At 67.8% G+C, this 23,583-nt stretch carries 26 protein-coding genes and 3 pseudogenes; 12 read left to right on the top strand and 17 right to left on the bottom strand.

Translation table 11 applies throughout. The annotated features are described in order from the left end of the window. Nucleotides 1-14 precede the first annotated feature (14 nt). Nucleotides 15-1,109 (top strand): tyrosine-type recombinase/integrase, encoded by a 1,095-nt coding sequence (locus V6V89_RS23130; protein ID WP_334621347.1) that lies wholly within the window; start codon nt 15-17, stop codon nt 1,107-1,109. Then, complete coding sequence (locus V6V89_RS23125; RefSeq protein WP_334621345.1) at nt 1,110-1,436, top strand: helix-turn-helix domain-containing protein; 327 nt, start codon at nt 1,110-1,112, stop codon at nt 1,434-1,436. It begins immediately after the preceding gene. Between the two features lie 626 nt (nt 1,437-2,062). Here V6V89_RS23125 and V6V89_RS41790 read toward each other — a convergent pair. Together V6V89_RS41790 and V6V89_RS41785 are read right to left on the bottom strand one after the other, a co-directional pair. Continuing rightward, nucleotides 2,063-2,944, bottom strand: a complete 882-nt coding sequence (locus V6V89_RS41790; protein ID WP_442935201.1) for a hypothetical protein — start codon at nt 2,942-2,944, stop codon at nt 2,063-2,065. Between the two features lie 172 nt (nt 2,945-3,116). After that, nucleotides 3,117-3,248 (bottom strand): annotated as a pseudogene (locus tag V6V89_RS41785) (transposase); the annotation flags it as partial. A gap of 280 nt (nt 3,249-3,528) precedes the next feature. Here V6V89_RS41785 and V6V89_RS23115 point away from each other — a divergent pair. Next, nucleotides 3,529-4,761: a hypothetical protein gene (locus V6V89_RS23115; RefSeq protein WP_334621343.1), complete on the top strand. Its 1,233-nt coding sequence runs from the start codon at nt 3,529-3,531 to the stop codon at nt 4,759-4,761. Between the two features lie 305 nt (nt 4,762-5,066). Here V6V89_RS23115 and V6V89_RS23110 read toward each other — a convergent pair whose 3' ends face one another. After that, entirely contained in the window at nt 5,067-5,552 is a 486-nt protein-coding gene (locus tag V6V89_RS23110; protein ID WP_334621342.1) for a hypothetical protein, read from the bottom strand. Nucleotides 5,553-5,919: 367 nt separating this feature from the next. Here V6V89_RS23110 and V6V89_RS23105 point away from each other — a divergent pair, with 367 nt between their 5' ends. Beyond that, nucleotides 5,920-6,375: an SMI1/KNR4 family protein gene (locus V6V89_RS23105; protein ID WP_334621340.1), complete on the top strand. Its 456-nt coding sequence runs from the start codon at nt 5,920-5,922 to the stop codon at nt 6,373-6,375. A 44-nt stretch (nt 6,376-6,419) separates the two neighbouring features. On the opposite strand, the gene V6V89_RS23100 is transcribed toward V6V89_RS23105, so the two are convergent. After that, complete coding sequence (locus V6V89_RS23100) at nt 6,420-7,001, bottom strand: hypothetical protein (protein WP_334621339.1); 582 nt, start codon at nt 6,999-7,001, stop codon at nt 6,420-6,422. Between the two features lie 1,247 nt (nt 7,002-8,248). Between V6V89_RS23100 and V6V89_RS23095 the strand changes: the two genes are divergently transcribed. Beyond that, the gene (locus tag V6V89_RS23095; RefSeq protein ID WP_334621338.1) at nt 8,249-8,389 is read left to right on the top strand and encodes a hypothetical protein; all 141 of its coding nucleotides are present in this window, start codon (nt 8,249-8,251) and stop codon (nt 8,387-8,389) included. A gap of 546 nt (nt 8,390-8,935) precedes the next feature. Here V6V89_RS23095 and V6V89_RS23090 read toward each other — a convergent pair. Further along, nucleotides 8,936-10,150: a WD40 repeat domain-containing protein gene (locus V6V89_RS23090; RefSeq protein ID WP_334621400.1), complete on the bottom strand. Its 1,215-nt coding sequence runs from the start codon at nt 10,148-10,150 to the stop codon at nt 8,936-8,938. A 229-nt stretch (nt 10,151-10,379) separates the two neighbouring features. On the opposite strand from V6V89_RS23090, the pseudogene V6V89_RS23085 reads away from it, so the two are divergent. Together V6V89_RS23085 and V6V89_RS23080 are read left to right on the top strand one after the other, a co-directional pair. Further along, nucleotides 10,380-10,481: pseudogene (locus V6V89_RS23085) on the top strand (IS5 family transposase); the annotation flags it as partial. A 23-nt stretch (nt 10,482-10,504) separates the two neighbouring features. Next, nucleotides 10,505-10,684, top strand: coding sequence for a hypothetical protein (locus tag V6V89_RS23080; protein ID WP_334621337.1), 180 nt, complete (start codon nt 10,505-10,507; stop codon nt 10,682-10,684). Between the two features lie 204 nt (nt 10,685-10,888). Here V6V89_RS23080 and V6V89_RS23075 read toward each other — a convergent pair whose 3' ends face one another. The 3 genes from V6V89_RS23075 to V6V89_RS23065 all read right to left on the bottom strand — a co-directional run bounded on the left by V6V89_RS23075 (nt 10,889) and on the right by V6V89_RS23065 (nt 12,639). Then, a complete protein-coding gene (locus V6V89_RS23075; RefSeq protein WP_334621336.1) occupies nt 10,889-11,167 on the bottom strand; it encodes a hypothetical protein in 279 nt (92 codons plus the stop codon). A gap of 133 nt (nt 11,168-11,300) precedes the next feature. Continuing rightward, entirely contained in the window at nt 11,301-12,188 is an 888-nt protein-coding gene (nadC, locus tag V6V89_RS23070; protein ID WP_334621335.1) for a carboxylating nicotinate-nucleotide diphosphorylase, read from the bottom strand. A 58-nt stretch (nt 12,189-12,246) separates the two neighbouring features. After that, nucleotides 12,247-12,639, bottom strand: coding sequence for a winged helix-turn-helix transcriptional regulator (locus V6V89_RS23065; protein ID WP_334621334.1), 393 nt, complete (start codon nt 12,637-12,639; stop codon nt 12,247-12,249). Between the two features lie 101 nt (nt 12,640-12,740). Between V6V89_RS23065 and V6V89_RS23060 the strand changes: the two genes are divergently transcribed. Continuing rightward, the gene (locus V6V89_RS23060; protein WP_334621333.1) at nt 12,741-13,037 is read left to right on the top strand and encodes a DUF1330 domain-containing protein; all 297 of its coding nucleotides are present in this window, start codon (nt 12,741-12,743) and stop codon (nt 13,035-13,037) included. A gap of 91 nt (nt 13,038-13,128) precedes the next feature. On the opposite strand, the gene V6V89_RS23055 is transcribed toward V6V89_RS23060, so the two are convergent. From V6V89_RS23055 to V6V89_RS23045, 3 genes are all read right to left on the bottom strand, one after another. Then, nucleotides 13,129-13,689: a site-specific integrase gene (locus tag V6V89_RS23055; RefSeq protein WP_334621332.1), complete on the bottom strand. Its 561-nt coding sequence runs from the start codon at nt 13,687-13,689 to the stop codon at nt 13,129-13,131. Between the two features lie 443 nt (nt 13,690-14,132). Further along, nucleotides 14,133-15,497, bottom strand: coding sequence for an MFS transporter (locus V6V89_RS23050; protein WP_334621331.1), 1,365 nt, complete (start codon nt 15,495-15,497; stop codon nt 14,133-14,135). A gap of 128 nt (nt 15,498-15,625) precedes the next feature. Beyond that, on the bottom strand, nt 15,626-16,120 hold the full coding sequence (locus tag V6V89_RS23045; RefSeq protein WP_334621330.1) for an Lrp/AsnC family transcriptional regulator: 495 nt from the start codon (nt 16,118-16,120) through the stop codon (nt 15,626-15,628). A gap of 64 nt (nt 16,121-16,184) precedes the next feature. Here V6V89_RS23045 and V6V89_RS23040 point away from each other — a divergent pair, with 64 nt between their 5' ends. Beyond that, nucleotides 16,185-17,132, top strand: coding sequence for an EamA family transporter (locus V6V89_RS23040; RefSeq protein WP_334621329.1), 948 nt, complete (start codon nt 16,185-16,187; stop codon nt 17,130-17,132). 22 nt (nt 17,133-17,154) lie between these two features. Here V6V89_RS23040 and V6V89_RS23035 read toward each other — a convergent pair whose 3' ends face one another. Genes V6V89_RS23035 through V6V89_RS23025 form a run of 3 tightly spaced genes read right to left on the bottom strand, consistent with a single transcriptional unit; the run spans nt 17,155 to nt 19,336 of the window. Then, nucleotides 17,155-17,475, bottom strand: a complete 321-nt coding sequence (locus V6V89_RS23035; protein ID WP_334621328.1) for a hypothetical protein — start codon at nt 17,473-17,475, stop codon at nt 17,155-17,157. A 20-nt stretch (nt 17,476-17,495) separates the two neighbouring features. After that, nucleotides 17,496-18,395, bottom strand: coding sequence for an ammonia-dependent NAD(+) synthetase (gene nadE / locus V6V89_RS23030; protein ID WP_334621327.1), 900 nt, complete (start codon nt 18,393-18,395; stop codon nt 17,496-17,498). A gap of 8 nt (nt 18,396-18,403) precedes the next feature. After that, the gene (locus V6V89_RS23025; protein ID WP_334621326.1) at nt 18,404-19,336 is read right to left on the bottom strand and encodes an SMP-30/gluconolactonase/LRE family protein; all 933 of its coding nucleotides are present in this window, start codon (nt 19,334-19,336) and stop codon (nt 18,404-18,406) included. 96 nt (nt 19,337-19,432) lie between these two features. On the opposite strand from V6V89_RS23025, the gene V6V89_RS23020 reads away from it, so the two are divergent. Next, nucleotides 19,433-19,918, top strand: coding sequence for an Lrp/AsnC family transcriptional regulator (locus V6V89_RS23020; protein WP_334621325.1), 486 nt, complete (start codon nt 19,433-19,435; stop codon nt 19,916-19,918). A 136-nt stretch (nt 19,919-20,054) separates the two neighbouring features. Then, nucleotides 20,055-20,233 (top strand): annotated as a pseudogene (locus V6V89_RS41780) (transposase); the annotation flags it as partial. Nucleotides 20,234-20,346: 113 nt separating this feature from the next. Here the strand turns inward: V6V89_RS41780 and V6V89_RS23015 are convergent. Genes V6V89_RS23015 through V6V89_RS23005 form a run of 3 tightly spaced genes read right to left on the bottom strand, consistent with a single transcriptional unit; the run spans nt 20,347 to nt 21,538 of the window. Beyond that, nucleotides 20,347-20,961 carry an IS3 family transposase gene (locus V6V89_RS23015; RefSeq protein ID WP_334621324.1) on the bottom strand — a complete coding sequence of 205 codons (615 nt, stop codon included), beginning with the start codon at nt 20,959-20,961 and terminating at the stop codon, nt 20,347-20,349. After that, on the bottom strand, nt 20,910-21,233 hold the full coding sequence (locus tag V6V89_RS23010) for an IS3 family transposase (RefSeq protein ID WP_334621323.1): 324 nt from the start codon (nt 21,231-21,233) through the stop codon (nt 20,910-20,912). The genes V6V89_RS23015 and V6V89_RS23010 overlap by 52 nt, the downstream gene beginning before the upstream one ends. Next, the gene (locus tag V6V89_RS23005; protein ID WP_334621322.1) at nt 21,230-21,538 is read right to left on the bottom strand and encodes a transposase; all 309 of its coding nucleotides are present in this window, start codon (nt 21,536-21,538) and stop codon (nt 21,230-21,232) included. Before V6V89_RS23005 ends, V6V89_RS23010 begins: the two co-directional genes overlap by 4 nt. Nucleotides 21,539-22,286: 748 nt before the next feature. On the opposite strand from V6V89_RS23005, the gene V6V89_RS23000 reads away from it, so the two are divergent. Beyond that, a complete protein-coding gene (locus tag V6V89_RS23000; RefSeq protein ID WP_334621321.1) occupies nt 22,287-22,904 on the top strand; it encodes a GNAT family N-acetyltransferase in 618 nt (205 codons plus the stop codon). Nucleotides 22,905-23,583: the final 679 nt, after the last annotated feature.

Here is a 23,583-nt window from a genome sequence, read left to right as displayed (position 1 = left end):
TTGGTGAAGGTGGGGTGCTCGGGTTGGCGTTGGCGGCGGTTCGGGATCTGCGGGAGCGCCGCGGGCCGGCGTCGGCTGCTGAGTTGGTGGAGTTCGAGACCGATGTGTTGGCTGGGTTCGTGTTGGCGCGGGCGTCGGCGGGGTTGGCCGATGCGACGGTGCGTGCCGATGTGGGGCATCTGGAGCAGGTGCGGGCGTGGTTCGACCGGCCGTTGTGGGAGATGGAGGCGGCTGACGCCGACGCGTACTTCGGTCGGGTGTTACGCGACGCGGCGAGCGGGACTCGGCTGGCGCGGGCCCAGGCGTTGACGACCTACTTCGCGTTTCTGGAACTGCGGCACAAGGTCGAGATCCACGCGATGACTGGCCGGGTGGTGCAGTGCCCGATCGACGAGATGAATCGGCCCCGCGGCCGTAAGGACGCCCGGCTGCGTGTTCCTCCTTCGGAGGCGGAGGTGGCGGAGCTGTTTATCGGGTGGACGGGCGAGCTGGCCAGCTGTCGGAAGTTCGCGCCGACCGCGCGGAACTACACGGCGGCCCGGTTGATGGCCGAGGTTGGGTTGCGGGTCAACGAGGCATGCAACCTGGACCTGGCTGACGTGAAGTGGGATCTGGGCCGGTTTGGCAAGCTGCACGTCCGTTATGGCAAGGGCTCGCGGGGTTCGGGCCCGCGGGAGCGGATGGTGCCGCTGGTCAACCACGCGGGTCGGACGCTGCGCTGGTTCATCGAGGACGTGTGGGGTCTGTTCGACGCCGACCACACCCGGCCCGGGGCGCCGCTGTTCCCATCGGAGCGCAAGAACGGTGATGGGTCGTGCCGTCGCGTCGGCGACGACGCGCTGAGGCAGGGCCTGGCCGCAGCCGCAGGCAACCATCTGCCGACGTGGGCGGACACGTTGACCCCGCACGTGTTGCGGCACTTCTGCGCGTCGCAGCTGTATCTGTCCGGGGTGGATCTGATCTCGATCCAGGAGCTGCTCGGCCACTCGTGGGTGGCCACCACAATGCGCTACGTCCACGTCCACGTCCACGTGCACCGCACCCGCATCGAGGACGCCTGGGTGGCCGGGCAACAGCGGGCCGCCCAGCGGTTGGAAGGACTGATCTGAATGCGGTGGAATTTGCGGCTGGCGGCGGCGAACCGCGGCATCTGGAAAGCGTCGGAGCTGCAGCGGATGCTCGCCGAACGAGGTCTGGTCATCTCGGCGGGCAAGATGTCCGGGCTGTGGTCCGGCCGACCCGCGTCGATCAAGCTCGACGATCTGAACGTGATCTGCGCGGTGCTCGGCTGCCCGGTCGGCGAGGTGTTGATCCCCGAGCCGGACAACGTTCCCCAGCCCGGCAGCACCGAACTGCCGACCGCTGCCACTGCCGGCGCACCAACGTTGGCCGTTGTGCCTCGGCGCCGTGACGGCCGCTCGCTGCCGCCGGCCTGAGCGCCGTCCATGAGCCCGCGCGGTGTGCCCGGCCGCCACCCACGCAGCTGCGGGGGTTGTCTGGCGTGGGGATGCGGCTTCAACAACGGGCTGTGCCACCAGTGCTACGACTTCGCCAAGCGGTGGCCGGCCGACGAATGCGGCGCCTGTCACCGTCGGCTGCCGGTGAAGAACGGCCATTGCCGGCTGTGCTGGTGTCAGGCACGTCTGGACCGCAGCGTCGAGATGGACGGTCGCGACGGCAGCCACATCGTGCTGTTGCCCTATGCCCGCGAAGTCCGTCATCACCAGCTGTTCCTGGCCGAGCTGCCCACCACCCGCGACCTGGTCGGCCACCACCGCCGGCAGTACCGCAGCGAAGGCCTGCCCGCTGCGGTGCCCACAGCGCCAGGCCGCCCCGTCGTCGCCTGGATCCAGCCGCCGCTGTTCGAGCACGGGCCGCGCGACTACTGCCGCCGCGTCGACCGGCGCACCCGGCCGACGCTGGACAACCCCTGGCTGGCATGGGCACTGCACCTGGCCAACGCCTTCGCCGAGGCCCATGGCTTCAGCACTATCGTCCGCGAAGCCCTTCACCGTGCGCTGATCATGCTGCTGGCCGACCACGCCGCCGGCGAGACGATCCGTTACTCCGACCTGCACCGGGCACTGCGAAAACGGGGCGACAGCACCCGGCACGCAGCGCATGTGCTCGCCGAGATGGGCATCTTGAACGACGACCGCACCCGTACTATCGAACGCTGGCTCACCGGCAAGCTGGAAGGGTTGCGCCGGCCATCCGTCACGACGTCCATCGCTGGGCGCTGCTGCTCATCGACGGTGGTCGCCGCACCAGGCCCCGCCACCCCAAGACGGTCCGCATCCACATCGCCGCCCTGCTGCCAGTGCTGCTCGACTGGTCGACCCGCTTCGAGCATCTTCGTGAGATCACCCGCGACGAGGTCCTCGACCGGATCCGGGCCCAACGCGGACGCGCACGCCTCACCGCAATCCACGCGCTGCGGTCGCTGTTCCGCTGGGCCAAAGCCCACCAGGTCGTCTTCCGCGACCCGACCAGCCGCATCACCGTCGGCCGTGTCGAACGGCCCATCCCGCAACCACTCACCCCGGCCGAGATCACACCGACCGTCAAAGCGGCAGCAGCGCCGCACATCCGCGTCGCGGTCGCCTTGGCCGCCATCCATGCCGCCCGACATGGCGACATCCTCACCATGCAACTGTCCGACGTGGACCTCGGCAACCGGCGACTCACGGTCGCCGGACACAGCCGCCCATTGGACGACCTCACCTATGCCGCGTTGAACGACTGGCTCGAGTACCGCGGCAGCCGCTGGCCCAACACCGCAAACCCACACCTGCTGATCAGCAAGGGAAGCGCCGTGCGGCTCGACCCGGTCAGCCAACCTTGGCTCAACCGCATCCTGCGCGGACTGCCGGCAACTCTCGAACGGCTGCGCATCGACCGACACCTCGACGAAGCCCTCGCTAGCGGCGCCGACCCGCTGCACCTGGCAGAGGTCTTCGGCATCTGCGAGACCACCGCCATCCGCTACGCGAATGCGGCGCGGCAACTGCTGGGCATGCCGATCGAGCAGAACGACGGTCCAGCCGCCCACACGGGCCGCCAAGCGCAGCCACCCACCGACTGATCCGGCCCGCGCCAGCGTCATCGACATCGGCCTGGGCCATCCAGTTACGCAGACACGACTCGCTGATACCCAGATCCTTCGCCAACACGGCGACCGGTTTATCGCCGGTCCGGGCCAACTGCACAGCTCGCTGGCGGAACTCTGCGGGGTGTGGGGCAGGCATGAGACGACATCCTTCCTGGAAGCCGCCGTCCACCTCACCTCAGGTGTCCGGAGAACCGGGGGAAGCTCAGCCCGGTCCTCGGTCCGCCCGACCCAGACAGTCAGACCTGGGCGCGGCCAGAAACTCATCGCCGCACACTCACACGAAAACGAAGCGGCCGGTGTTCAGTGGTGTCCAGTGGTGTCCAGTGGTGTTCAGCATTTCCGGCATTCGCCCCGCCGCTTTGGCATCGTCCGGCGTGCGGGCCTTCGCCCGCGCGCCTCATATGGGGAGGAAGTACATGAGACACACCACGCTACGGCGCATGGCGGCGGCCGGATTCGGGATCGCGCTGCTCGCCACGGCTCTGACCGCCGCGCCGGCGGGCGCGGCACCGGCGGGTGACGTCCGGACCGGCTCGGTCGGCGCCAGCACGCCCGTCCCGGGCGGCTTCGCATCGTGGGCGGAGCTGCTACGGGTCCAGGAGAAGATGAACGCCGCCGCAGAGCGGGTCAGCACGGGCGCCGGGTTCGCCGGGGTGGTCGCCGACCCGACCAGCAAGCAGTTGCGGGTCTACTGGAAGGGCCAGGCGCCGGCTGGGCTGATCGCCGCGGCGCGGGCCTTCGTCCCGGTCACCGTGCATTCTGCCGCGTACTCCCAGAAAGAGCTGAGCGCGGCGGCGGCGAGGCTGGTCGCGAAGGCCGGGAGCCAGATCACGTCGGTCGGCCCGCGCGCGGACGGCTCCGGTCTGGTCGCCGCTACGCAGAACGGCTTGGCCCGCGCGGCCAGCTACGCGGGCGTACCGGTGACCGTGGAGACCGGCGTGTCGGCGGAACCGGCGACCCGGGTGAACGACAGCCCGCCGTGGTGGGGCGGTGCCCGCTGGCAGACCGGCGGCGGCTCCTGCTCGACAGGCTTCGCGGTCGTCCATGGTGGCGTCAACCGGATGCTGTCGGCCGCCCATTGCGCCAACAACGGCAACGTGGCCACCGATCCGACCGGCCAGGTCATCGGCACCGTCATGAACAAGAACTCCGGCACCGACACCTTGATCATCGCGGGCAACTCCGCCGGCCGGGTGTACAACAACAGCACCAACGCCGCAGGCGGCGTGGTCAGTGAGTTCAACAACGCGGTGGTCGGCCGGGTGGCCAGCCAGGTGGGTAACTTCGTCTGCACCTCCGGTTCGTTCTCCGGCACCCGCTGCTCCATCCAGGTGGTCGCGATCAACCAGTGCATCAACCTCCTCGGGGTCGGTGTCGTCTGCGGCCAGGTCCGGGCCGAGCAGACTGCACACACCAACGGCGGCGGCAACGGCGACAGCGGCGGATCGGTGGAGATCGTGAACTCGGCGAACAACACCCAGGTCTTCGCCACCGGCACCCTGACCGCGATCGACAAAACCAACACCCAGGTGCCGTGCACCGGGTACGTGCTGGACACCCCCACGCGCAGCTGCGCTTGGCGGATCTTCTACGAGGACATTTTTGCTGGTATGAGCGGAGTCGGCGCCACCGCCATCGTGCTCGGCTAGTCGGCGTTCATAAATCCGAGCCCATCGCCATCATCGATGGCGGTGGGCTCGGGCGGCGATGAGGACGGCGGAGGAAACTCACCGAACGGGTGCGCTTTCGTCAGAGTGTGAGGCGGGCGATTGCGCCTATCTCCAAGGCCGACCAGACGGTGCCGTCGGGGGTGAGGGTGATTCCGATCGTGGCGAGATGCGCACGGGCGGCGGTGTGGCTGGGCGCTGGCATAGTTAGTCAGTCACTGGCCCAGCAGGGAACCCCCGATCGCCCACTTCGGAGTTGTAGCTGTGCTGCTAGAAGCTGAATACGGTTAGCCATTCGGCGCCGCGTACGCCGTATCGGTGAAGTGCGCGTATGCCGTGTACTGCGGGGCGACATGCGCGGCGCCGTAGACGACGGCCACGGTGATCGCCTCGGTTTGGTGCTGGCGGTGGATCCGGTCCAGTTCCGCTATCAGTAGCCGGTCGCGCTGTTCGCCGAGCAACGCCCACAGGTCATCCACCGAGTCGACGTCAAGCAGTTCGTCCTGCCAGTCCAGGTCATCGACGCTCATGTTCTGTGCTAGCGCCCGGCGGGATCCGGATAACAGCCGCTGCAGGCCGATCAACGGCGAGATCCCCACCGCGAGCGCCCGTTGCCAGACGGGCACGGCGCGCCAACCGGTGGCGAACTGCTCGGCGGTCATGTCGGGATACCGGACCGGTACGCCGAGTGCGTCGTAGCGGATGTTCTGCTCGACCAGTCCCGATCGTTCAACCCACGCAGGCAACTGGTAGCTGAGGGTCAGCGCGGACACCGCGGCGAGCCTGCGGCCGGCTGGGCGGGAGCCAGTCTCGTCGACGGGCGAAATCCTGCCCACGCCCTCGGCCACGATCAGGTCGCAGCGACGCAGCCGTTCGGCAACTGCCGCGTAGAACGCTGGCTCCCCGATGTGCCCATCGGGTAGAACTCGAAACGCAGTGGGCTGTCGCGCCGGGAAAGTCGCAGCACGCTCGACCGAACGCCGGTCACGCTCACCTCAATGATCTGTATGCCCCCATCGTGGAGGCCGCCATCAACCGGCCGTCTGCATCGGAGATGGGTGGCGAGGTGAGTCGGTGGTCGATGACCGTGCATTGTCGGCGCCGAACCGTGGGGACGGGCGGACGCATACGCTGAGCGGTATGGAGATCGCGCAGTTCGACGTGCTCGTCGAGTCCCTACGCCGGGCGTCGGCAGCGTCGCTGGCCAAGTACGGTTTCCCGCTCATCGAGGGACTCACCGTCACCGGCGACGAAGTCACCAAGGTCGAGACCCGCTTGGGCGTTGCTCTGCCGGAAAAGTACAAAGCCTTCATGGTCCACTATGGCGGCGGGATGTTCGGCACCGTCGACCTCTTCCCGATTTCGAGGCACGGCACGGACCACGACGACGACCTCGCGTCAGTCAACGACCGCGAGTTTCCGGACCGAACCTTCATCGCCGTCGCCCCGGTCGGCACCGGGGACCACTGGGGGTTCCCGGTCACCAATGGTCAGTGCCATGACGAGGTCTGGTTCCGCTTCCACGACGTTGGCGACCCCGAACTACACGCAGTCGACTTCCTTGAGTTCGTCGCGCGTCACGGACTCAGAGCCTAGCCATCCGCGCATGCTCATTGCCGCGAACCGCTCTTCGCCGTGCCTCACCCGGTATGGGGCGTGATCGCTCGCGGTATACCGAGGCAGTCGAGAAGGCCGAAGAAGATCTCCTCGGCGAAGTCGTACCGCGTCGACGGTAGTCGAAACCATGCAGCGAGCCCTGGACGTCGGGCGGTCCGCAGGACCTGTCCGATCGGCCCTGCTGGAACCGAATACCCGGCTTCAGCCGCCCATTGGACCGCATGTCGAACGGCCTCGGCCGACGGGCAGCCAAACCCGGCGATCGTTTGCCGGGCGCGGCGGCGCGCGGCGACGCGAGCTACCCCGTTCATCACGTAGTGGTCGCGCTCGAACTCATACGCAGTTCGCCGATTGAGCCATATTCCCCACTGGCGCCCCGGCGGTGTGGCCGCCACCAGCTGGCCGTAGTCGCTATCGGCGATGTACGCGGCGATCACCGGACTCGACGAGGCCGCCGACAGGTCGACCACCAGATCGAGGCTCTGGCCCAATGCGTTGTCGGCCAGGTCGTAGACACGCCATCCGTCCCCGCGCAGTGCCCCCTCGTGCGAGCGGACCGACGCGCCGCGGCCTCGAAGGCTTGCCGGCATCCGCTCGCCCCGCACGGCGACGAGCGTGCCCCAGTACCCCATCCGTCGCATCCAATCAAAACAGCAATGACCTGATCAACGAACGCGACTGTAACCGACTGGACCGCGGCGTCGATGGCCTCGTGGTCGATCCCGTATTCAGTACCGGTGGGCCGCTGGCGAGGTGCCCGTGCGGGTCCTTTTCCAGCGGCCCCCGGTCCGAACCCGCCGTGCCAGTTATCCCAGCAACGGGCTCTCCAGCGACCATCACGTAGAACCGGTCAACGACCGCGCTCACGCAGGGCACCACGATCCGGTTCGGCGCTCGGCATTTCGCCTACCTCCCGGGGTGATGACGCCCGGTCACCTGGCCTGCTTCGCCCCTGTGTCCGGCTCTCCCGGACTCCTTGGCAGGTCATGACTCCTGCGACTACTACCAGACCTCCGTCGCCATAGGACTCGCGTCCCGTAGGCGATCCCACGTTCGTCCCTGTTGTACGTGTCGAGCGGAACGTAGGTGGCCCACTCATCTCCTTGAACGCCCTCACTGGGCATCGCCCGTGCCCCGGAGGTTGCGTCGGCATGACAGTGATACCGACGCAGGGCACGGCACCGGTTCAGACGTCTTTCCGGTGGATGGCGGCTTGCATCTTCTGGAGATTGGGCTTCGGGCAATCCAGCTCTCACCATATTCCGCGGGTCCCGCAGCACCTCACGCCCCTACGCCTGGGCGCGACCACTGCTTTCCTGGCATGCTCTTGTCCCCTTCACCTTTCGGATCCAGGTAAGCCATCGGACCCAAGAACCTCCCTCCGAGTTCCTCCCGGCTGCACCGGGGATACAACAAGGCGCCTCGTGGCGCACTTGTCATGGCCGCCGATAGCGCGTGTTCGTGTCGAACTCAGGCCAGGGAGCCAACGGGAGTCGACCACAGTGATGGAGTCGTTCCGGATGGCACGCGCGAGTTGGTCGCATGACGAAGGCCGCCGGTCGTCTCGCTCGGTTGATCGAGCTGCGACGCCGACGGCCCGTTGTCACCCGAGGCAGCGATCGTGCGATCGGCTTAGCTCGGGTAGTGTCCTTATTAGACTAGGCGGATCGTGCCGAACAGGCGTAGCTCCCGTTGGGTATCGGTTCGTGTCGATCCCGACACACACCCAAACCCAACACTCCAGGTCAAGCCCCGTTTTGGGGTGTTGATCTCGACGGCGACTCGAACCCCAACGGAGTCGTGGTCACGTGGCCGGAGGGTTCCCTGGATTGCTTGATGGGCTGGTGGGACGTTGGTTGTCGTTCGGCTGCGGGTACGCCGGTTCGTCTGCGGCGAGTCCGGCTGTGCGCGGGCCACGTTCACCGAGCAGGTCCCGGAGTTGACCAGGCCGTATGCCCGCTACACACCGCCGTTGCGGGCGGGCGTGCGTTGACCCTCGACGGCGGTGGCCCTGGCCGGCGCCGCCTCGCGGCGACGGGCGCCCAAGCCACGCTTCAACGCGTTGACCAGGCAACCGCGGACGCCGTGCTTAATCCGGTTCCTGCGGTGATCGCGGGTGATGGCGGGTGATGGCGACCAGATTGCCAGGCGACGATCCACCGGCCCTGCTCGAACTCGGCCATGACGGCTCATCCGGCGATCTTTGTCCGAGCGTGAGTCAGCGCTGGATCAAGTCTGGTCATTGCCCGTGGTTTCTCGGACAGTACGCCGAGGAGATCAAGTCACTGGTTACACGGTGGCTCACAGACAGAGGTCGATTGGAAGATCGCGTCGGTGGTCGTGACCAACGACGTCTCCTCCCGCTGCGGGACCTGACTTGACCACGGTGCTCCCAGCGTGCCGCGCCAACGTCGAGGCGGTTGACGGGGATTCGCGTCGCCGCGCCCAGGTGAACCGGAACGAGCGCCGAAGCCAGAGCCGGCCGGGACGCGCGATCCTGTCAGCCGTTGCGATCGGCGTGTGGTGCCTTCGGCAGTTGTCAGCACGGTGACCGGTACGGCGCGTCTCCGGTGTATTTTCTCCATTCGGTTGGGGTGATGGGTTGGCCCGACGTCGAGCAAACGTGCTTCGCGACGGCATCTGGGCTCGTGTTCCAGAGCCGCACCGTTCCTTGGTCGCCGCCGGCCGCAAGGATGCCGGCGGGGTCGAATGCCACGACGAACACCGGTCCGCCGTAGGCGGCGAGGGCAGCGAGGAAGTTCGGGCGTTGGGTATTGGTGAGGTCCCACAGCCAGACCTGACCGTCTCCGGCGCCGGCCGCCACAGTGCGTCCGGTCGGATCGAACGCGAGCGAGTAGACGTAGTTGTTGGGCCCGGTGAGCGGCCGACCAAGTGGTTTGACCGCCGTTGGATTCGTCACGTCCCACAGACGCACCGTGTTGTCCGCGCCGGCCGAGGCCAGGATGTGGCCGTCCGGGCTGAACGCCGTCGCGAATACGTAGTTGGTGTGGCCCTTGATGAGGGCCAGCGTCTGCGGGTGGCGGGGATCGGCGGCATCCCACAGCCGCACCGTGTTGTCGGCGCCTCCCGCTGCCAGCAGTCGGCCGTCGTTGCTGAACGCCGGTCCGTAGGCGTAGTTGGTGTGATCGGTGAGGAGCGAGGGCGGGCCGGTCGGTTCGGCCGGGTTGGAAACGTCCCATAGCCAAACGTTGTGGTCGTCGCTGCCGGCCGCGAGTGTTTTGCCGTCGGGGCTGAACATCAGGCCCTCTATGGCGCCGGCCGGGCCGGTGATGCGCGCGAGCGGGGTCGTCGCGGCCGGGTTGGCGACGTCCCAGAGTTGGATGCCACCATCGACCGCGCCTACGGCGAGCGTGCGCCCATCCGGGCTGATGACGGCGGCGCCGGACGCGCGACCCGACCGGGTCGCGTTTGTGATCAGCGGACCGAGTGGTGCCGGACTGCGGGGCTCGGCGACGTTTACAAGGCCGGCGGTGTTGTCCGCGCTGGTGACCGCCATCGTGCTTGTCCCGGTGGGGAAGCTGATGGAGAAGATGTCGCCGCTGAGGTTCGTGACCGTAGGGCCCGGGATTTGCCAGACGCGGACGATGCCGTCGGCAGCGCCGGTGCCCACGGTGGCGTCGTCGGCGGGAAAGGCCACCGAGGTGACCGGGCCTGGGTGTGGTAGGGACGCGGTCGCCCGGCTGGTCGCTACGTCCCAGAGCCAAACCTTGCCGTCCGAGCTACCGGCGGCGATCGCCGAGAACCGCCATCCACCGCTGGATGGGTTGACCTAGGGCGGCGCACGCCAAGGGCGGACGCGCCCAAAGCCGGCGAGTGCCCGCGTAACCCCCGGCCCTGGCCACGCCGACACTCGCAGCGTGAGCGTTCTGTCGTACGTGAGACGTATGGTGAAGCTGGCCGAACACGCCCGGCCCGCTTCCGAGCCCGCGACGCACCCGCTGGCAACGAGGACAAGCCGTCTTAACCGGCTCAAACGCCACCGAGCCGTCGCGACCCGATTCGACAAACTCGCTGTGCGCTACGAAGCCACCGTGCACATCGCCGCGATCAACGAATGGCTGTAGCCAACTTTGATACAGGCCCTAGGGTGCGCCGCTCCGGCGCGGACGGGGACGCGCAGATCCAGGATGTGGTCGCCAAGGTGACCGAGGTGGCCAACCAGTTCCCAAAACTACGCGCGCTGGGCGAGTCCTGGGCTGAGGCCGACGTCGACCTCGACTACGGCCTCAACACCATCCTGGACGGCCTGGCCGCGCAGCTCGGCTGAGCAGCGCTCGGGTGGGCGTTATGGCGTGTGCTCACCGTGTTGCTGCTGGCAATTGCTGTTCGCGCCAAGGCAGTACGGGTCGGCGTTCGTCGAGGGCAACTGGTTTCCGTGGGCGTTGTACGGGGGCCAACAAAATACGCCGGAAACCTGCCATGCTCCCTTATGGATCGTTTGTCTAGGTCGAGTACCAGCAGGTGAAGACGGCTATGAGCCGGGCGGGAAGAGTGCGCCCGGCTGGAGTTCGAGACGGGTGTCGGGTTCCGCGTCGGGCGGGGTGAGGTCGAGGACTAGTCGCCGAAGCGGCGGATGTGCTCGGTGATGTAGGGCGAGGTCTTCGGGGTCGACCGGGTGGCCCTCGGCCGCGAGCTGGTTGACGACGGCGGTGATGTCGCAGGCGTTGGAGTAGATGACGATGGCAGTCGCCTTCGGCGGTGAAGAACCGGAGCGAGTACGAGGGACGGCCGCGCTCAACTCCGGTGGCACGGATGAAGACGGCGTGCGAAGTGCCCAGTTCCCCGGGAATGCGGCATCGCTCCTCGTCGGTGAACGACGCTTCGTCGAGAACAGCGGTCGGGTTGCCGCCCCGGCCCTTGCCGTTGACATGCGTTGATGACCACTACCTCGGGCATGGCACCGGGTCGGTCGTCAGCAGCATCGTCAGGTCCAGCGCGGGCGCGCTGTGCGTCAACGCGCCGACCGAGATGAGGTCGACTCCCGTCTCGGCGATGGCGCGGACGCTGTCCAGACGGACGGTGCCCGAGGCCTCCAGCAGGATCAGGGAGGCGTCGGCGCGCTCGGCCCGGATTTTCACGACCATTTCGATGTCGGCCACCGGCATGTTGTCGAGCATGATCCAGCGGGCCCCGGCATCGAGGGCCTCAAGGGCCTGCGCCACGGTCTGCACCTCGACATCGGTCTCCACCTTCTGCCCGGTGCGCGCCATCCCGCGCCGGACCGCGTCGATCGCGGTGGTCACGCCGCCTGCCGCGGCGATGTGGTTCTCCTTGAGCAGCACCATCGCCGCGAGGTTGAGCCGGTGGTTGCGGCCGCCGCCGACGGTCACCGCGTACTTGTCCAGGGCGCGCAGGCCCGGCGCCGTCTTGCGGGTGTCCAGAATGCGCGCCTCGGTCCCGGCCACGGCCTGGACGTAGCGGTCGGTGAGCGTCGCGATGCCGCACATGCGTTGCAGGAAGTTCAGCGCCGTTCGCTCCCCGGTGATCAGGCTGCGCGCCGAGCCGGACAGGCGCACCAGGACATCGTCGCCGGTCAGCCGGGCGCCGTCGGGGACGAGCGCTTCCACTGTGACGTCGGGGTCGACCTGGGCGAAGACCTCGGCGACCACGGGGAGACCGCCGGCGATGCCGCATTGCCGGGCGCGGATCTCGGCCACGGCCGCCAGGCCTTCGGGAACGCTCCACGCGGTGGTGATGTCCTGGCCCGACTCATCCTCGGCCAGGGCTGCGGCGACGGCGGTTCGCGCCGCCTGTGCGGGGAACTCTGTCATGCTCTGTGGTCTCCAGTCCTGTGGTTTCGAGCCGAGGTGTCTCGCGCGCGGACCGCTGTCAGAACCGGTTGCGCTGGCTGTCGCCGGCATCCTCGGCGGCAGTGGGCGGGGTGTCGGCAAGCTCGGCAGCCCACCGCAGCGACCACTCGATGACCGGACCGAGGGCCTCGCGGGCGTCGTGGCCGAGCGGGGTGAGGGTGTAGTTGCCGTCGGGCAGCACCTCGGCGAGTCGAGCCTCTTGGAGCTCTGTGAGCCGTTGCTGCAGGACGCTTGACGACATGCCGTCGCAGCGCCGCTGCAGCAGCCGGAAGCCGAGCGGCTCGTTCCCCAGCTCCCAGATGATGCGCAGAGTCCAGCGGCGCCCGAACAGGTCCAGTGCCGCCATCAACGATCGGCCCGTGGTGGAACCGCGGACCGGCCGGCCCGGCATGGGCGTCGGCGACACGTTCATGACTCTCCGTCAACTTTTGTGCTTCGGATTCCGAAACGGTAGTCTCGCACATCGCCGAGTGCTTCGGAATTCGAAGCACTCATCTCAACACTGGAGGTTCCGTGTCCAAGGGCTACTGGGTCAGCGTATACCCCACCATCACAAAGCCTGAGGGGCTTGATGTCTACAACGAACTGGCCGGTCTGGCCGTCAAGGCGGCGGGCGGGCGGGTGCTCGCCGGCATCGGCAGCCGGGTCGTCGCACACGAAGCCGGAATCGCCGAGCGCGTTGTCCTGATCGAGTTCGACAGCTTCGAACAGGCGGTCGCCGCATACGAGAGTGCGGCCTACCAGGAGGCGCTGGCCGTACTCCCCGACGGCTTCGAGCGCGACTTCCGCATCGTCGAAGGCCTCGACTGACCGAGGTCCAGTCGGAACTTCACTGAAGCTTCAATGAGTCGAGGCCCGGAGCGCCAAGCGCTCCGGGCCTCGTACGTCCTCCCCGACGCGATTACTCCGCGGTGCCCGGTACCTCCCCGCCGAGCGGGAAGCACTCGACCTGACCCTGGGCGCGGTCGTCCACGACCTCTGGCGCGCCACCCGCGACGAGACCGGCGCCCCGGTCGAAGCGCTCCGCGTCCTCCTGGCCGCCGACGCCGTGACGCAGGGAGTGAAAGTCCAGGCCAGCGTCCAGGCCGAGGGCGTCGCGGTAGGCCGACAGGCGTGCGTTGAGCTGGGCCAGCCCGCCCCGCGGCGCCCGCTCCGAAGGCCAGAGCGCCGGGTTGCCGTCGACGGCCAGCAACGGCCAGATCTCTTCGACCCACTCGGCGAGGATCTCAGGCACCCACGCCCAGACGGTCAGCACGCTGCGCCGCTTCGGTGCCGAACCCTTCATCGCCTTGCCGTGGCGCACGTAGAGCACGCCGTACTCGCCGAACTCTTCGGCATGCGGGTTGCGGCCGAAGTCGGCCACGTCGAGCATCCGGGTCTCGTTGCGTCGCAGCCCGTACCCGTAGGCGACCTTGAACAGGGTCGCGTCGCGGAAGGCCGGCAGCCAGGAGTGTTGCGACAAGATCTAGAACCCTCGCGTGTCCGTCTCCGTCGACACGGGGTCATTCTCACGCGTCGTCGACACACGGAAAGCGTTCGCGGAAGCGTCACGCTTCCGGGACGAGTTGTACGCGTGTCTGACCGTACGGGGCGATGAGCTGTTCGAGCTGGTGGACGCGGTTCTATGGGCTCCGGGGCGGTGCACTCGGCGGTGGAGTTGACGTTGTTGCCTGAGCGCCGGCGTGGGCACGGGGCTGTGTACGACGCCTCAATCATGGGCAGTTCGATGCCGACCGACTGCGTTCGCCGCTGGCTCGCCTTTCCGCTTCCTCGTTTTCCGGCCGGGAGGCTGGGGTGCTGGCGGTGGACGTCTCGCCGTGGCCGCGGTCGGACGCGCTGTGCTCCCTGTATTCCGCGCTCGCGAGCCGATAGTCGTACCCATGCGTATTGCGACAGTTCTTTCGCTCACGGACCTTGCCGGGCTGCGCGTGCGACCCGGGCCGCCTCCACCTTCGCGCCGTCGCGCTCCGGGTTCACCAGCAGCGCAAAAAGCGCGCCTCCCGCAATGACGATGCCACCCATCAGCACGAACACGTTGGTGTAGCCCTCGGCGAGCGAGTCGGCGGATCGGGCCGCGTCCAGTACGACGCCCGTGATCCATGGCCCGGCGGCGGCGAGGAAACCGGCGACGGCCACACCGATCGACAGGACGCTTGTGCGCTGCCCCGGCGGCACGATCTGCGCCAGGGCCGGGCTGGCCACGGCATTGACGGTCATGGACAGCCCGTAACCCATCATCATCAGGGCCATCGGGAGCACTACACCGGAGACGAGGGGAAGGGCCGTCAGGAAGACACCGCCGAGCGCGAGCAGCACACCGCCCCATATCCCGCGCACGATTCGGGACGTGGCGCCCTTCCTGAGCCTCCGGTCGCTCCACCCGCCATAGAGGTACAGGAACACCATCGCGGAGATGCTCGGCACACCGAATAGCGAGCCCGCCGTGACCGCCGAGAACCCCAGCACCTCCTGGAAGTAGGACGGAAGCCAGGTCAGGACCACGGCCACGAGCATCGAGGAGGCCGTGAACGCGGCCACGTACCCGACGAAGGTGCCTGTCAGCAGGATGGTCCGTACGGGCGCACGAGGTGCGGTCTGCGTGACGGTTCCGGTCGTGGTCCCGGCCTGGCCGTAGGAGCCCTCTCTCCCGAGGAACAACCAGGCCGGTGCCCAGGCGAAGCCCAGGAGCGCCACGGCGAGGAAGCCCGCCTCCCAGTTCCATGCGGCGATCACCAAGGCCAGCAGCGGGGCGAAGAGCAGCTTGCCGAGTGACGCCCCGGTCGTGAGCAGCGCCGTGGGGAATCCGCGCCGTTCGTTGGGCCACCAGGAGTAGGCGGCCGCGTGCGACACCGGTCCGGTGGGACCCTCCGCCGCCCCGAGTGCAAACCGGGTCGCCAACAGCAGCCCGCCCGAGGCGGCGAAGAAGATGGGCAACTGGAGGAGCGACCACACCACCACGAGGGTGAACAGAGTGGCCTTGACGGGCAGCCGATCGGCCACGACGCTGTACAGCAGCGCCGCGGCCGGGCCGAGCAGGCCTGCGGCGCTGCTGATGCTGCCGAACTCGGCGGCCGAGAGTCCGAGGTCGGCCATCGCCGGTTGCGCGACCAGCCCGAGAATCGCCTTGTCCAGGTATGCGATCAAGGTGCACCCGAGCAGCATGAGAGTGACGACCCAGGCCGTGATCAGGCGGTGCTTCTCCGAGTGCGTGGCCGCCGTACCGTCGGTCGTGGCCGGTTCGTCCTGCGGCACGACGCGGTCGCTCACCATGGTGTGCTCCTTGTGCGGATGTCGCGGCCCGCCCGTTCGGTCTGATTACGGCCGAACAGGTACGCGGGAACTGGGGCCGGTCTACTGCTTCCAGCGAAAAAACAACGCTAAGTAGGTGAGAGGCGGGTTCACCTAACGTCCGGCTTCGGCGTGCGTGGGGGTACGGGGGTGGCCACGACGAAGGAGCTGTGGGTTTGGCCGTGGATGAGGAACTGGTCGAGCACGGCTTCGAGGTCTTCGATGGTGGGTACGTGGACCTTGAGTAGGAAGCAGTCTTCGCCGGAGATGCGGTGACATTCGCTGACCTGCGGGGTGCGGGCTGCCAGTTCGGCGATCTTGGGTAGTTGGCCGGGACCGGGCCGGATTCTCACCCAGGCGGCGACGGGTAGCCCGATTGCAGCGGGGTCGATGTCGAGGCGGTAGCCCCGGATGACGCCGGCCTGCTCGAGTCGGGCGAGGCGTTCGCGGACGGCGGGCGCGGACATGCCGACCTGACGGGCCAGCTCGGCGGCGGTGGCCCGAGGGTCGGCGCTGAGTGCGTCGAGCAGCCGCCGGTTCGTCTCATCCAGCACCGAGTTTCCCGAAGGGAAGCCGGTAGAGCCATTACTTTCTTGCACGGCCATATGAGCGTCCTCATACCTTCGCTTGCGCATGGTGTCGTTCGGTTCTGCTTTCAACAATAGGGGCATGACTGAGACGCGTTCGGCCGATGCCGGTCCAGGAAGCGCCGCACGGGTCGTACAGCGGGTGCCGCCGCATGTGTATTTCGTGGTCAGCGCCGTGTTCCACTACCTTGGGCCGGCGCTGGCGGTGCTGCTGTTCGCCCGCATCGAGGTGCTCGGGGTGGCGTGGCTGCGGATCGCGACCGCAGCGGTGGTGTTCGCGGTGTGGCGACGGCCGTGGCGGCTGTGGCAGCGCCTGGACCAGCCCACCCGATGGCTGCTGACCGGGTGGGCGGCGGTGCTGGCGGTGATGAACAGCGTCTTCTACCTCGCGATCGACCGGCTGCCTCTGGGCACCGTCGCGGCGATCGAGTTCCTGCCGGTCATCGTGCTGGCCGCGGTCGCCGCCCGAACCCGCCGCAACATCGCCGCGCTGATCGCCGCCGTCGCCGGGGTGTACCAGCTCACCGACGTCCGCCTGGTCGCCGAACCGATCGGCATCACGTTCGCCGTCGCCAACGCCGTGCTGTTCGCCCTCTACATCGTGCTCGGGCACCGCGTGGCCCGCAGCCGGCAGGTGTCCGGCATCGACGGCCTGGCCCTGTCGATGCTGATCGCCGCGGTGATCGCCCTGCCGATCGGCATCGGCCAAGCCGCGCCAGCCTTCCTGGACCCGGTCTCGCTGGCCGCCGCGGCCGGGGTGGGCATCTGCTCGTCGGTCATCCCGTACGTCAGCGACCAACTCGCCATGGCACGCCTGCCTCGGGCCACCTACGCCCTTATGGTGTCGCTGCTGCCGGCCACGGCCACCGTTGTCGGGGTCATCGTGCTCACTCAAATTCCTACCGTCACGGAGATTATCGGAGTGGTGCTGGTCGTCGCGGGCGTCGCCCTGCACCAGGAACGCCCAGCAGGTCCGGAGTCGGAGCGCGCCGCGTCACCGGATCCCACATCGTCGCGACAGCACGCCTGACCTCCCGTCGTGTCGGAGCCGGTCACCTCGGCGCCAATGAGCGTCCCGAATACGAGTATTGAACGGGAACCAGAACCGCCGCAGCGACCGTGTCTCGGCCAAGGACGGGCGCGCCGCGCCCGTCCTTGGCCGCCAGGTGCTCCGCCAACGCTGCGAGGAACACGTCCCAGCGTTCGTCGCCGGTGACGAATGGTTCCTGGTCCAACAGGGCGACACGCTTCTCCGGCGGCTCCCAGCGGTACTCCTCGAGGAACTCCGCCACTAGCCGCCACCGTCGTGTCTCGTCGGCGCCGACGAGCAGAGCACCCAGCCGCGCCGCGTACTGAACGGGTCGAGTACTCACGGCGGCGGTATGCCCGGTCATCATCGAGACGGTGAGCGGCCTGACGGCAACGTGTGACTCTTCGCGGGCGCTGCCGCTGGGGCGGTCGGCAGCAGGCGCTTGTGGGCGGTGTTGGTGTGGTGGTGATGGATCGCGTGCGCGATGGCGGGGGGAACGGCCTGCCCTTCGAGGAAGTCGTCGATGTCGTCGTAGGTGAGTCCGAGGACGTCTTCGTCGGGCTTGCCCGGGTGCAGGGACTCGAGGTCGGCGGTAGGCGTCTTGTGGATCAGTGCAGGCGGTGCGCCCAGCGTGTGGGCGATCGCGCGTACGCGCCGTTTGGTCAGCCCGGCCAGCGGCAGGAGGTCGGCTGCGCCGTCGCCGTGTTTGGTGAAGAAGCCGGTGACGGCTTCGGCGGCGTGGTCGGTGCCGACAACGAGCCCGCCGGTCGCGCCGGCCACCGCGTATTGGGCGATCATCCGCTGTCTGGCTTTGATGTTGCCGAGGACGAAGTCCTGCTGGTGGGCGTCGCGGAAGGTCAGGCCGCCGATGAGCAGGTTGTGCAGGCTGGCGTCGCTGGCCGGCCGGATGTTCGAGGTCAGGACCCGGTCGGGGCAGACGAATGCGAGAGCGGCCTGGGCATCGTGTTCGTCGCGCTGGCTGTCGTAGGGCAGCCGCATGGCGATGAACGTCGCATCACCTCCGGTGCGGCGTACCTGCTCGACGGCAAGCTGGCACAGTCTGCCGGCGGTGGCCGAGTCGATGCCGCCGCTGATGCCCAGCACCAGCGTCGTGCGGCCGGTGGTCGTCAGTGCGTCGGCAAGGAACGCGACTCGTCGGTCGGTGTCGCGGTGCGGGTCGAAGTCCGGGTCTACGCACAGTTCGCGGGCGATACGGTGCTGGGCCGCCGGGTCGGTGTGCGCGTGTTCTTGGTCGGTGTGCATGGCGTGGCTCACCGGCCTTCGCTGCTCGTGGATCGGGGGTAGCGGGCGCCGTTGAAGGTGACCCGCAGCGTGTACACGGACCGGCCGGCGGTGATGTACAGCTGGTTGCGTTTCGGTCCGCCGAAGGTGAGGTTGGCGACCGGTTCGGGCAGGAGCAACTTCCCGATGAGGGTGCCGTCGTGCTCGAAGCAGTGCACGCCGTCCCAGGCGGCGGCCCAGACCCTGCCGGTGTCGTCGATGCGCAGGCCGTCGAAGCGCCCGTTGTCACACTCGGCGAAGATCTTCCCGCCGCTGAGGTCTCCCTCGGCGGTGACGTCGAAGACACGGATGTGGCTGGGTTCCTGCCGGGTGTCGGCGATGAACAGCCGCTGCTCGTCGGGGGAGAAGGCCAGGCCGTTGGGGCGGCAGAAGTCGTCGGCGACCACACGCAGGTCCCCGGTGGCCGGGTCGAGCCGGAACACGTAGCACGAGCCGCCGAACTCGGCCTCGGCTTTGTTTCCCTCGTAGTCGCTGTAGATGCCGTAGCTCGGGTCGGAGAACCAGATCGTGCCGTCGGCCCGCACCACGACGTCGTTGGGGCTGTTGAGCCGCTTTCCGTCGTAGCGGTCTGCCAGCACGGTGACCGTGCCGTCGTGCTCGGTGCGGGTCACCCGCCGGTTTCCCTGCTCGCAGGTGATCAGCCGGCCCTGCTGGTCGGCGGTGTTGCCGTTGGCGTAACCGGAGGGCTGGCGGAACACGCCGACCGCCCCGGTGGTCTCGTCCCAGCGCAGCAGCCGGTCGTTGGGGATGTCGCTCCACACCAGATAACGGCCGGCTGCGAAGTAGGCCGGGCCTTCGGTCTTGCGCGCGCCGCCGTACAGGCGTTCGAGGACGAAGTCACCGGTCAGGTACCGGAACCTCTCATCCAGCAGCCGGAACTCGGCAATAACGGTGTCAGACATGCAATCCTCCTTGCGGAATGGCATTCCGCAGCAGAGCTTGATTGCCAAATGTGATACGGTCAAGTGGTTTGTCGACCAGATCACGATGGGGATCCCATGATTGACGGTATTGACCGCGCCCTACTCGAGCAGCTGCAGTACGACGCCACCCAGTCGTACGCAGCCCTGGGCACGGCGGTCGGCCTGTCCGCAGGCTCGGCGCACGAACGCGTACGCAAGCTGCGCGAGCGAGGCGTGATCCGCCGCACCACCGTCGAAGTCGACCCAGCCGCCGTCGGCCGTGGCGTACTCGCCTTCGTGATGCTCGACGCCAACGCCTGGATGGGCGACGCGCCCACCCGTGACGCGCTCGCGGCCATACCCGAGATCCAGGAGGCACACATCATCGCCGGCGCTGCCAGCATCCTGGTAAAGATCCGCACCGAGACCACCGAAGACCTGCAAGCCGCACTGCGGCGCCTGTTCGACATCGACGGCGTCACCGGCACTCAGACCATCGTCGTGCTGGAGTCATTCTTCGAGCGCCCCGTCGACGTCCATAACCAGCACCCGCGGGCCAGGATCAATCCCGTGGTGCCGTGACACACGTAGGCCGTCACCGCGATAACGAGCAGACGCGATGGCTGAGCCTGGGGTTTCGGGTTGGTCTGGGTAGGCGCCCAGGGGTCCATCTGGGTCCGCGTTTGGGAGCGCACGCGGTTCGCGCACTTCTACATGAGTGGTGGAGTTGACGTTGTTGCCTGAGCACCGGCGTGGGCACGGGGCTGTGTACGACGCCTCAATCATGGGCAGTTCGATGCCGACCGACTGCGTTCGCCGCTGGCTCGCCTTTCCGCTTCCTCGTTTTCCGGCCGGGAGGCTGGGGTGCTGGCGGTGGACGTCTCGCCGTGGCCGCGGCGGCAGCGGCATCCTCTTCCACCGCCACCTCGCCCCCGTGCTAGTTCGCGACTGGTCACCACGGATGGACCTGTTCGCGGTGAAGTTCCACCCTGGGACCGGACACCAGGGCTTTATGCCGCGTGGGCGTTGGGTTGACGGTAGCAGGCACGGGTTTCGTACGGGATGCGATGCTGGAGTGTCGAGTGTAGACGGTCGTGGTTGTAGTAGGTGAGGTAGGCGAACACGTCCCGGCGGGCCTGTTCGCGGGTGGCCCAGACTCGGGTGCCGATCTCGGCCTTCATGGTGGCGAAGAACGACTCCGCGACGGCGTTGTCGTAGCAGGACCCGACCCGGCCCATCGAGGGACGTATCCGCAGCCGGTTGAGTGTGGCCCGGAACTCGGCCGAGGTGTACTGGCTGCCGCGGTCGGAGTGGAAGACCGCGCCGGGCTCGACGAGGCCACGGCGGTGGGCCAGGTCTACGGCGTCGGCGACCAGTTCGGCGCGCATGTGCTCGGCCATGGCGTGGCCGACCACTTCCCGGTTGAACAGGTCGAGCGTGGTGGCCAGGTACAGCCAGCCCTCCTGCGTGGGCAGGTAGGTGATGTCACCGACCAGGCGTTGGCCGGGCGCCGGGGCGGTGAAGTCCCGGCCGATCAGGTCCGGTGCCGGCGCGGCGGCCGTGTCTTGTTTGGTCAACGATCGCCGGCGGCGCCGGGTGAGGCCGACGATGCCGCGCTGGCGCATGATCGCTCGACCCGTTTGCGGTTGACCGGTCGGCCGCGGCGGCGCAGTTCGTCGGTGACCCGTGGAGAGCCGTACGAGCCACGGTGCTGGGCGTGGATGGCACGGATCTCGTCGGCGAGCGCGTTCTCGTCCTCGGCGCGCCGCTGCTGGGCGGGTTGGGCGGCCAGCCATTCGTAGTAGCCCTGCCGACGCTTTACCGCCAGGACGCGGCACAGCCGCGCCACACCGTAGCTGGTGTGATGTTCAGAGATGAACCGGTAGCGGCCGATCATCGACCCATCTCTTTCGCAAAATACTGGGCTGCCTTGCGCAGAATCTCCTTCTCCAACTCCAGCTCGGCGACCTTGCTACGCAACCGGCGCAGCTCCTCACGCTCGCCAGCGGACAGCTCACCGCTCTCACCGCGGGCGGTCGTGTCCTGCTCGGCGCGCTCGGCGGCCTTGACCCAGCCGCGCAGGGTCTCGTGATTGACGCCGAGTTCTCGGCCGATCTCACGCAGCGGCCGACCCGGTGACGAGCGGACCAGCTCGACCGCGTCCCGGCGGAACTGCTCGGGGTACTTCGACGGACGTGGCACCAGAACATCCTTCCCCAGACCACTGTCTGGGCTCAGGGTGTCCGGTCCACAGGTGAAACTTCACGGGCACCGTCGCAGCCAGCGCTGACACCTGGAATTTCCGCAACGGCGGCACCCGACCGATGACCGCCGAGGACGCCCGCAAACTCATCAACGCCGAATACAACCGCCAGTTCCCGGCGCCCTCCGACTACCTCGACACCGCCGTCGCACCAGTGCCATGGCCAACCAGAGCCGCACCTCGAACACCGGACGGTGGACGGCCAATGCTGCCACCCGAACGGCGGCTCACCGGAAAACCGCAAGGTAATCGCAGACACCCACGCCGCCGTCCGTCCGCATTGAACCAACGGACCGCAGATCACCGCGCACCCCACCCGCAAGGTTGGATCGGACGCGACACGTGGTGAGCCAGCGGGCGGTCAGTCGAAGACCTGGTTCACGGTGACGCTGATGTGGTCGGGGTTGCTGTCGACAACGAGCCACCAGTCGTCGTCGTAGGGCACCTCCAGGACCACCGGGGTGATGTCGTAGAAGCCGCCGAAGTACTCTGCGCACCCAGCTCGCTGACCGCGGCGACGAACTCGCTGCCGCCCGCGCCGCAAACCGGGAACTCATGGTTCAGATCAACGCCACCCGACCTGCACCGCGCTGACCGGACAACCATCGGGCCGTGCACGACCGCGCGGCTGCGACGACGCGGAAAGTTGCTTGATCCGAACACTAGCGAGGCACCACCATGTCCGTCATGGCTCAGGCGACGTTGTGGACCCCTCGCATTCAGCTGGTTCCCCTGTCCGAACAACACCTTGAGCACGAGGTCGAGCTCGACGCCGATCCCGAGGTCATGCGGTACTTGGGCAACGGCCGTGCACGCACCCGTCATGAGGTCGAGGGTCTCCACCGTCAGCGGCTTGCCGCCGCAACTCAAGTACCCGGGCTGGGATTCTGGGTCGGCTTCGTGGAGGCCGCGTTCGTCGGATGGTGGATTCTGGAGCCACCCCAACGCGCCGACCAAGGCCCGGTCGATGGTCAGGCGGAACTCGGCTACCGCTTGCTGCGTCGGCACTGGCGGCAAGGCTTCGCCAGCGAGGGTGCCCGCGAGCTGATCCGGCATGGGTTCGAGGACCTTGGACTGGCCCGTATCTTCGCCGAGACGATGACCGTCAACACGGCGTCTCGGGCAACGATGGCATCGGTCGGCATGCAGCACGTCCGCACCTTCCACATGGACTGGGACGACCCGTTGCCCGGTAGTGATCTGGGCGAGGTCGAGTACGCGATCACACGCGAGCAATGGCGAGCTCATCAAGCACCCGCGCACACCGTGGCGACCACGCAGGAATCGACAGATCCAATCCCCTGACCGCGCACGCGGCACGGTCCCGCACAACGCGTCGACGACAGTTGTCGCGCACGAGACCAAGCGTCGCTATACCGGATGAGCTGGACCAACACTGCCTGCCTATGCGGCACTGCGCTCGACCGCCCAACGGAAACGACGAGCCGCAATTGAACCGCGCGGACATCCTCTTCTGCCGTTGCGACACGAGGTCGCACCTTGCGAGCGAGCTCGCTGATTGGAGGGCCGACATGATGTCGGTGGTGTAGCTCCAGGTTCGTGCTCATTGCCTGGCCCTGCCCTTGGCGTGCGCTGCTGGTAACGGCGGGGTGCGAAGCCCAGGGGAAAGCCGAAGGACTCCCGTCCCACCATGGGGGTCACGGGTGAGGGGCAGACCGGACGGGTGAATTGCGTGAACCTTCGTTGATGCCTCGTAAATAGTGGCCCCGCGCGGTGGGATGCGGTAGCGGGGTGCAGGGACATGCCGTTGTGAGGCGGCAGGCGCTGGCCGGGCACGGCATCCGGTCAGGAGAGCACCGCCGTCCCCGGGGTAGAGAGGGCACCCAACCCGGTCGTAGCTCGCGGGTGTGGAACGTGGTAACCCCGACGGGGTCCAGCACGAGGTGTCGTGGCTGGTAAGCCCGAGTTCCGCAGTTCGTAGGCACGCGAGTGTGATCGGTTCTGAGTCGTTGCTGGTCAGCGA

The organism is Micromonospora sp. CPCC 206061, assembly GCF_036906915.1.
In the GTDB taxonomy this organism is placed as follows: Bacteria; Actinomycetota; Actinomycetes; order Mycobacteriales; family Micromonosporaceae; genus Phytohabitans.
The sequence above is the reverse complement of the archived record's forward strand: the minus strand, read 5'-3'. Positions and strand labels throughout refer to the sequence as shown.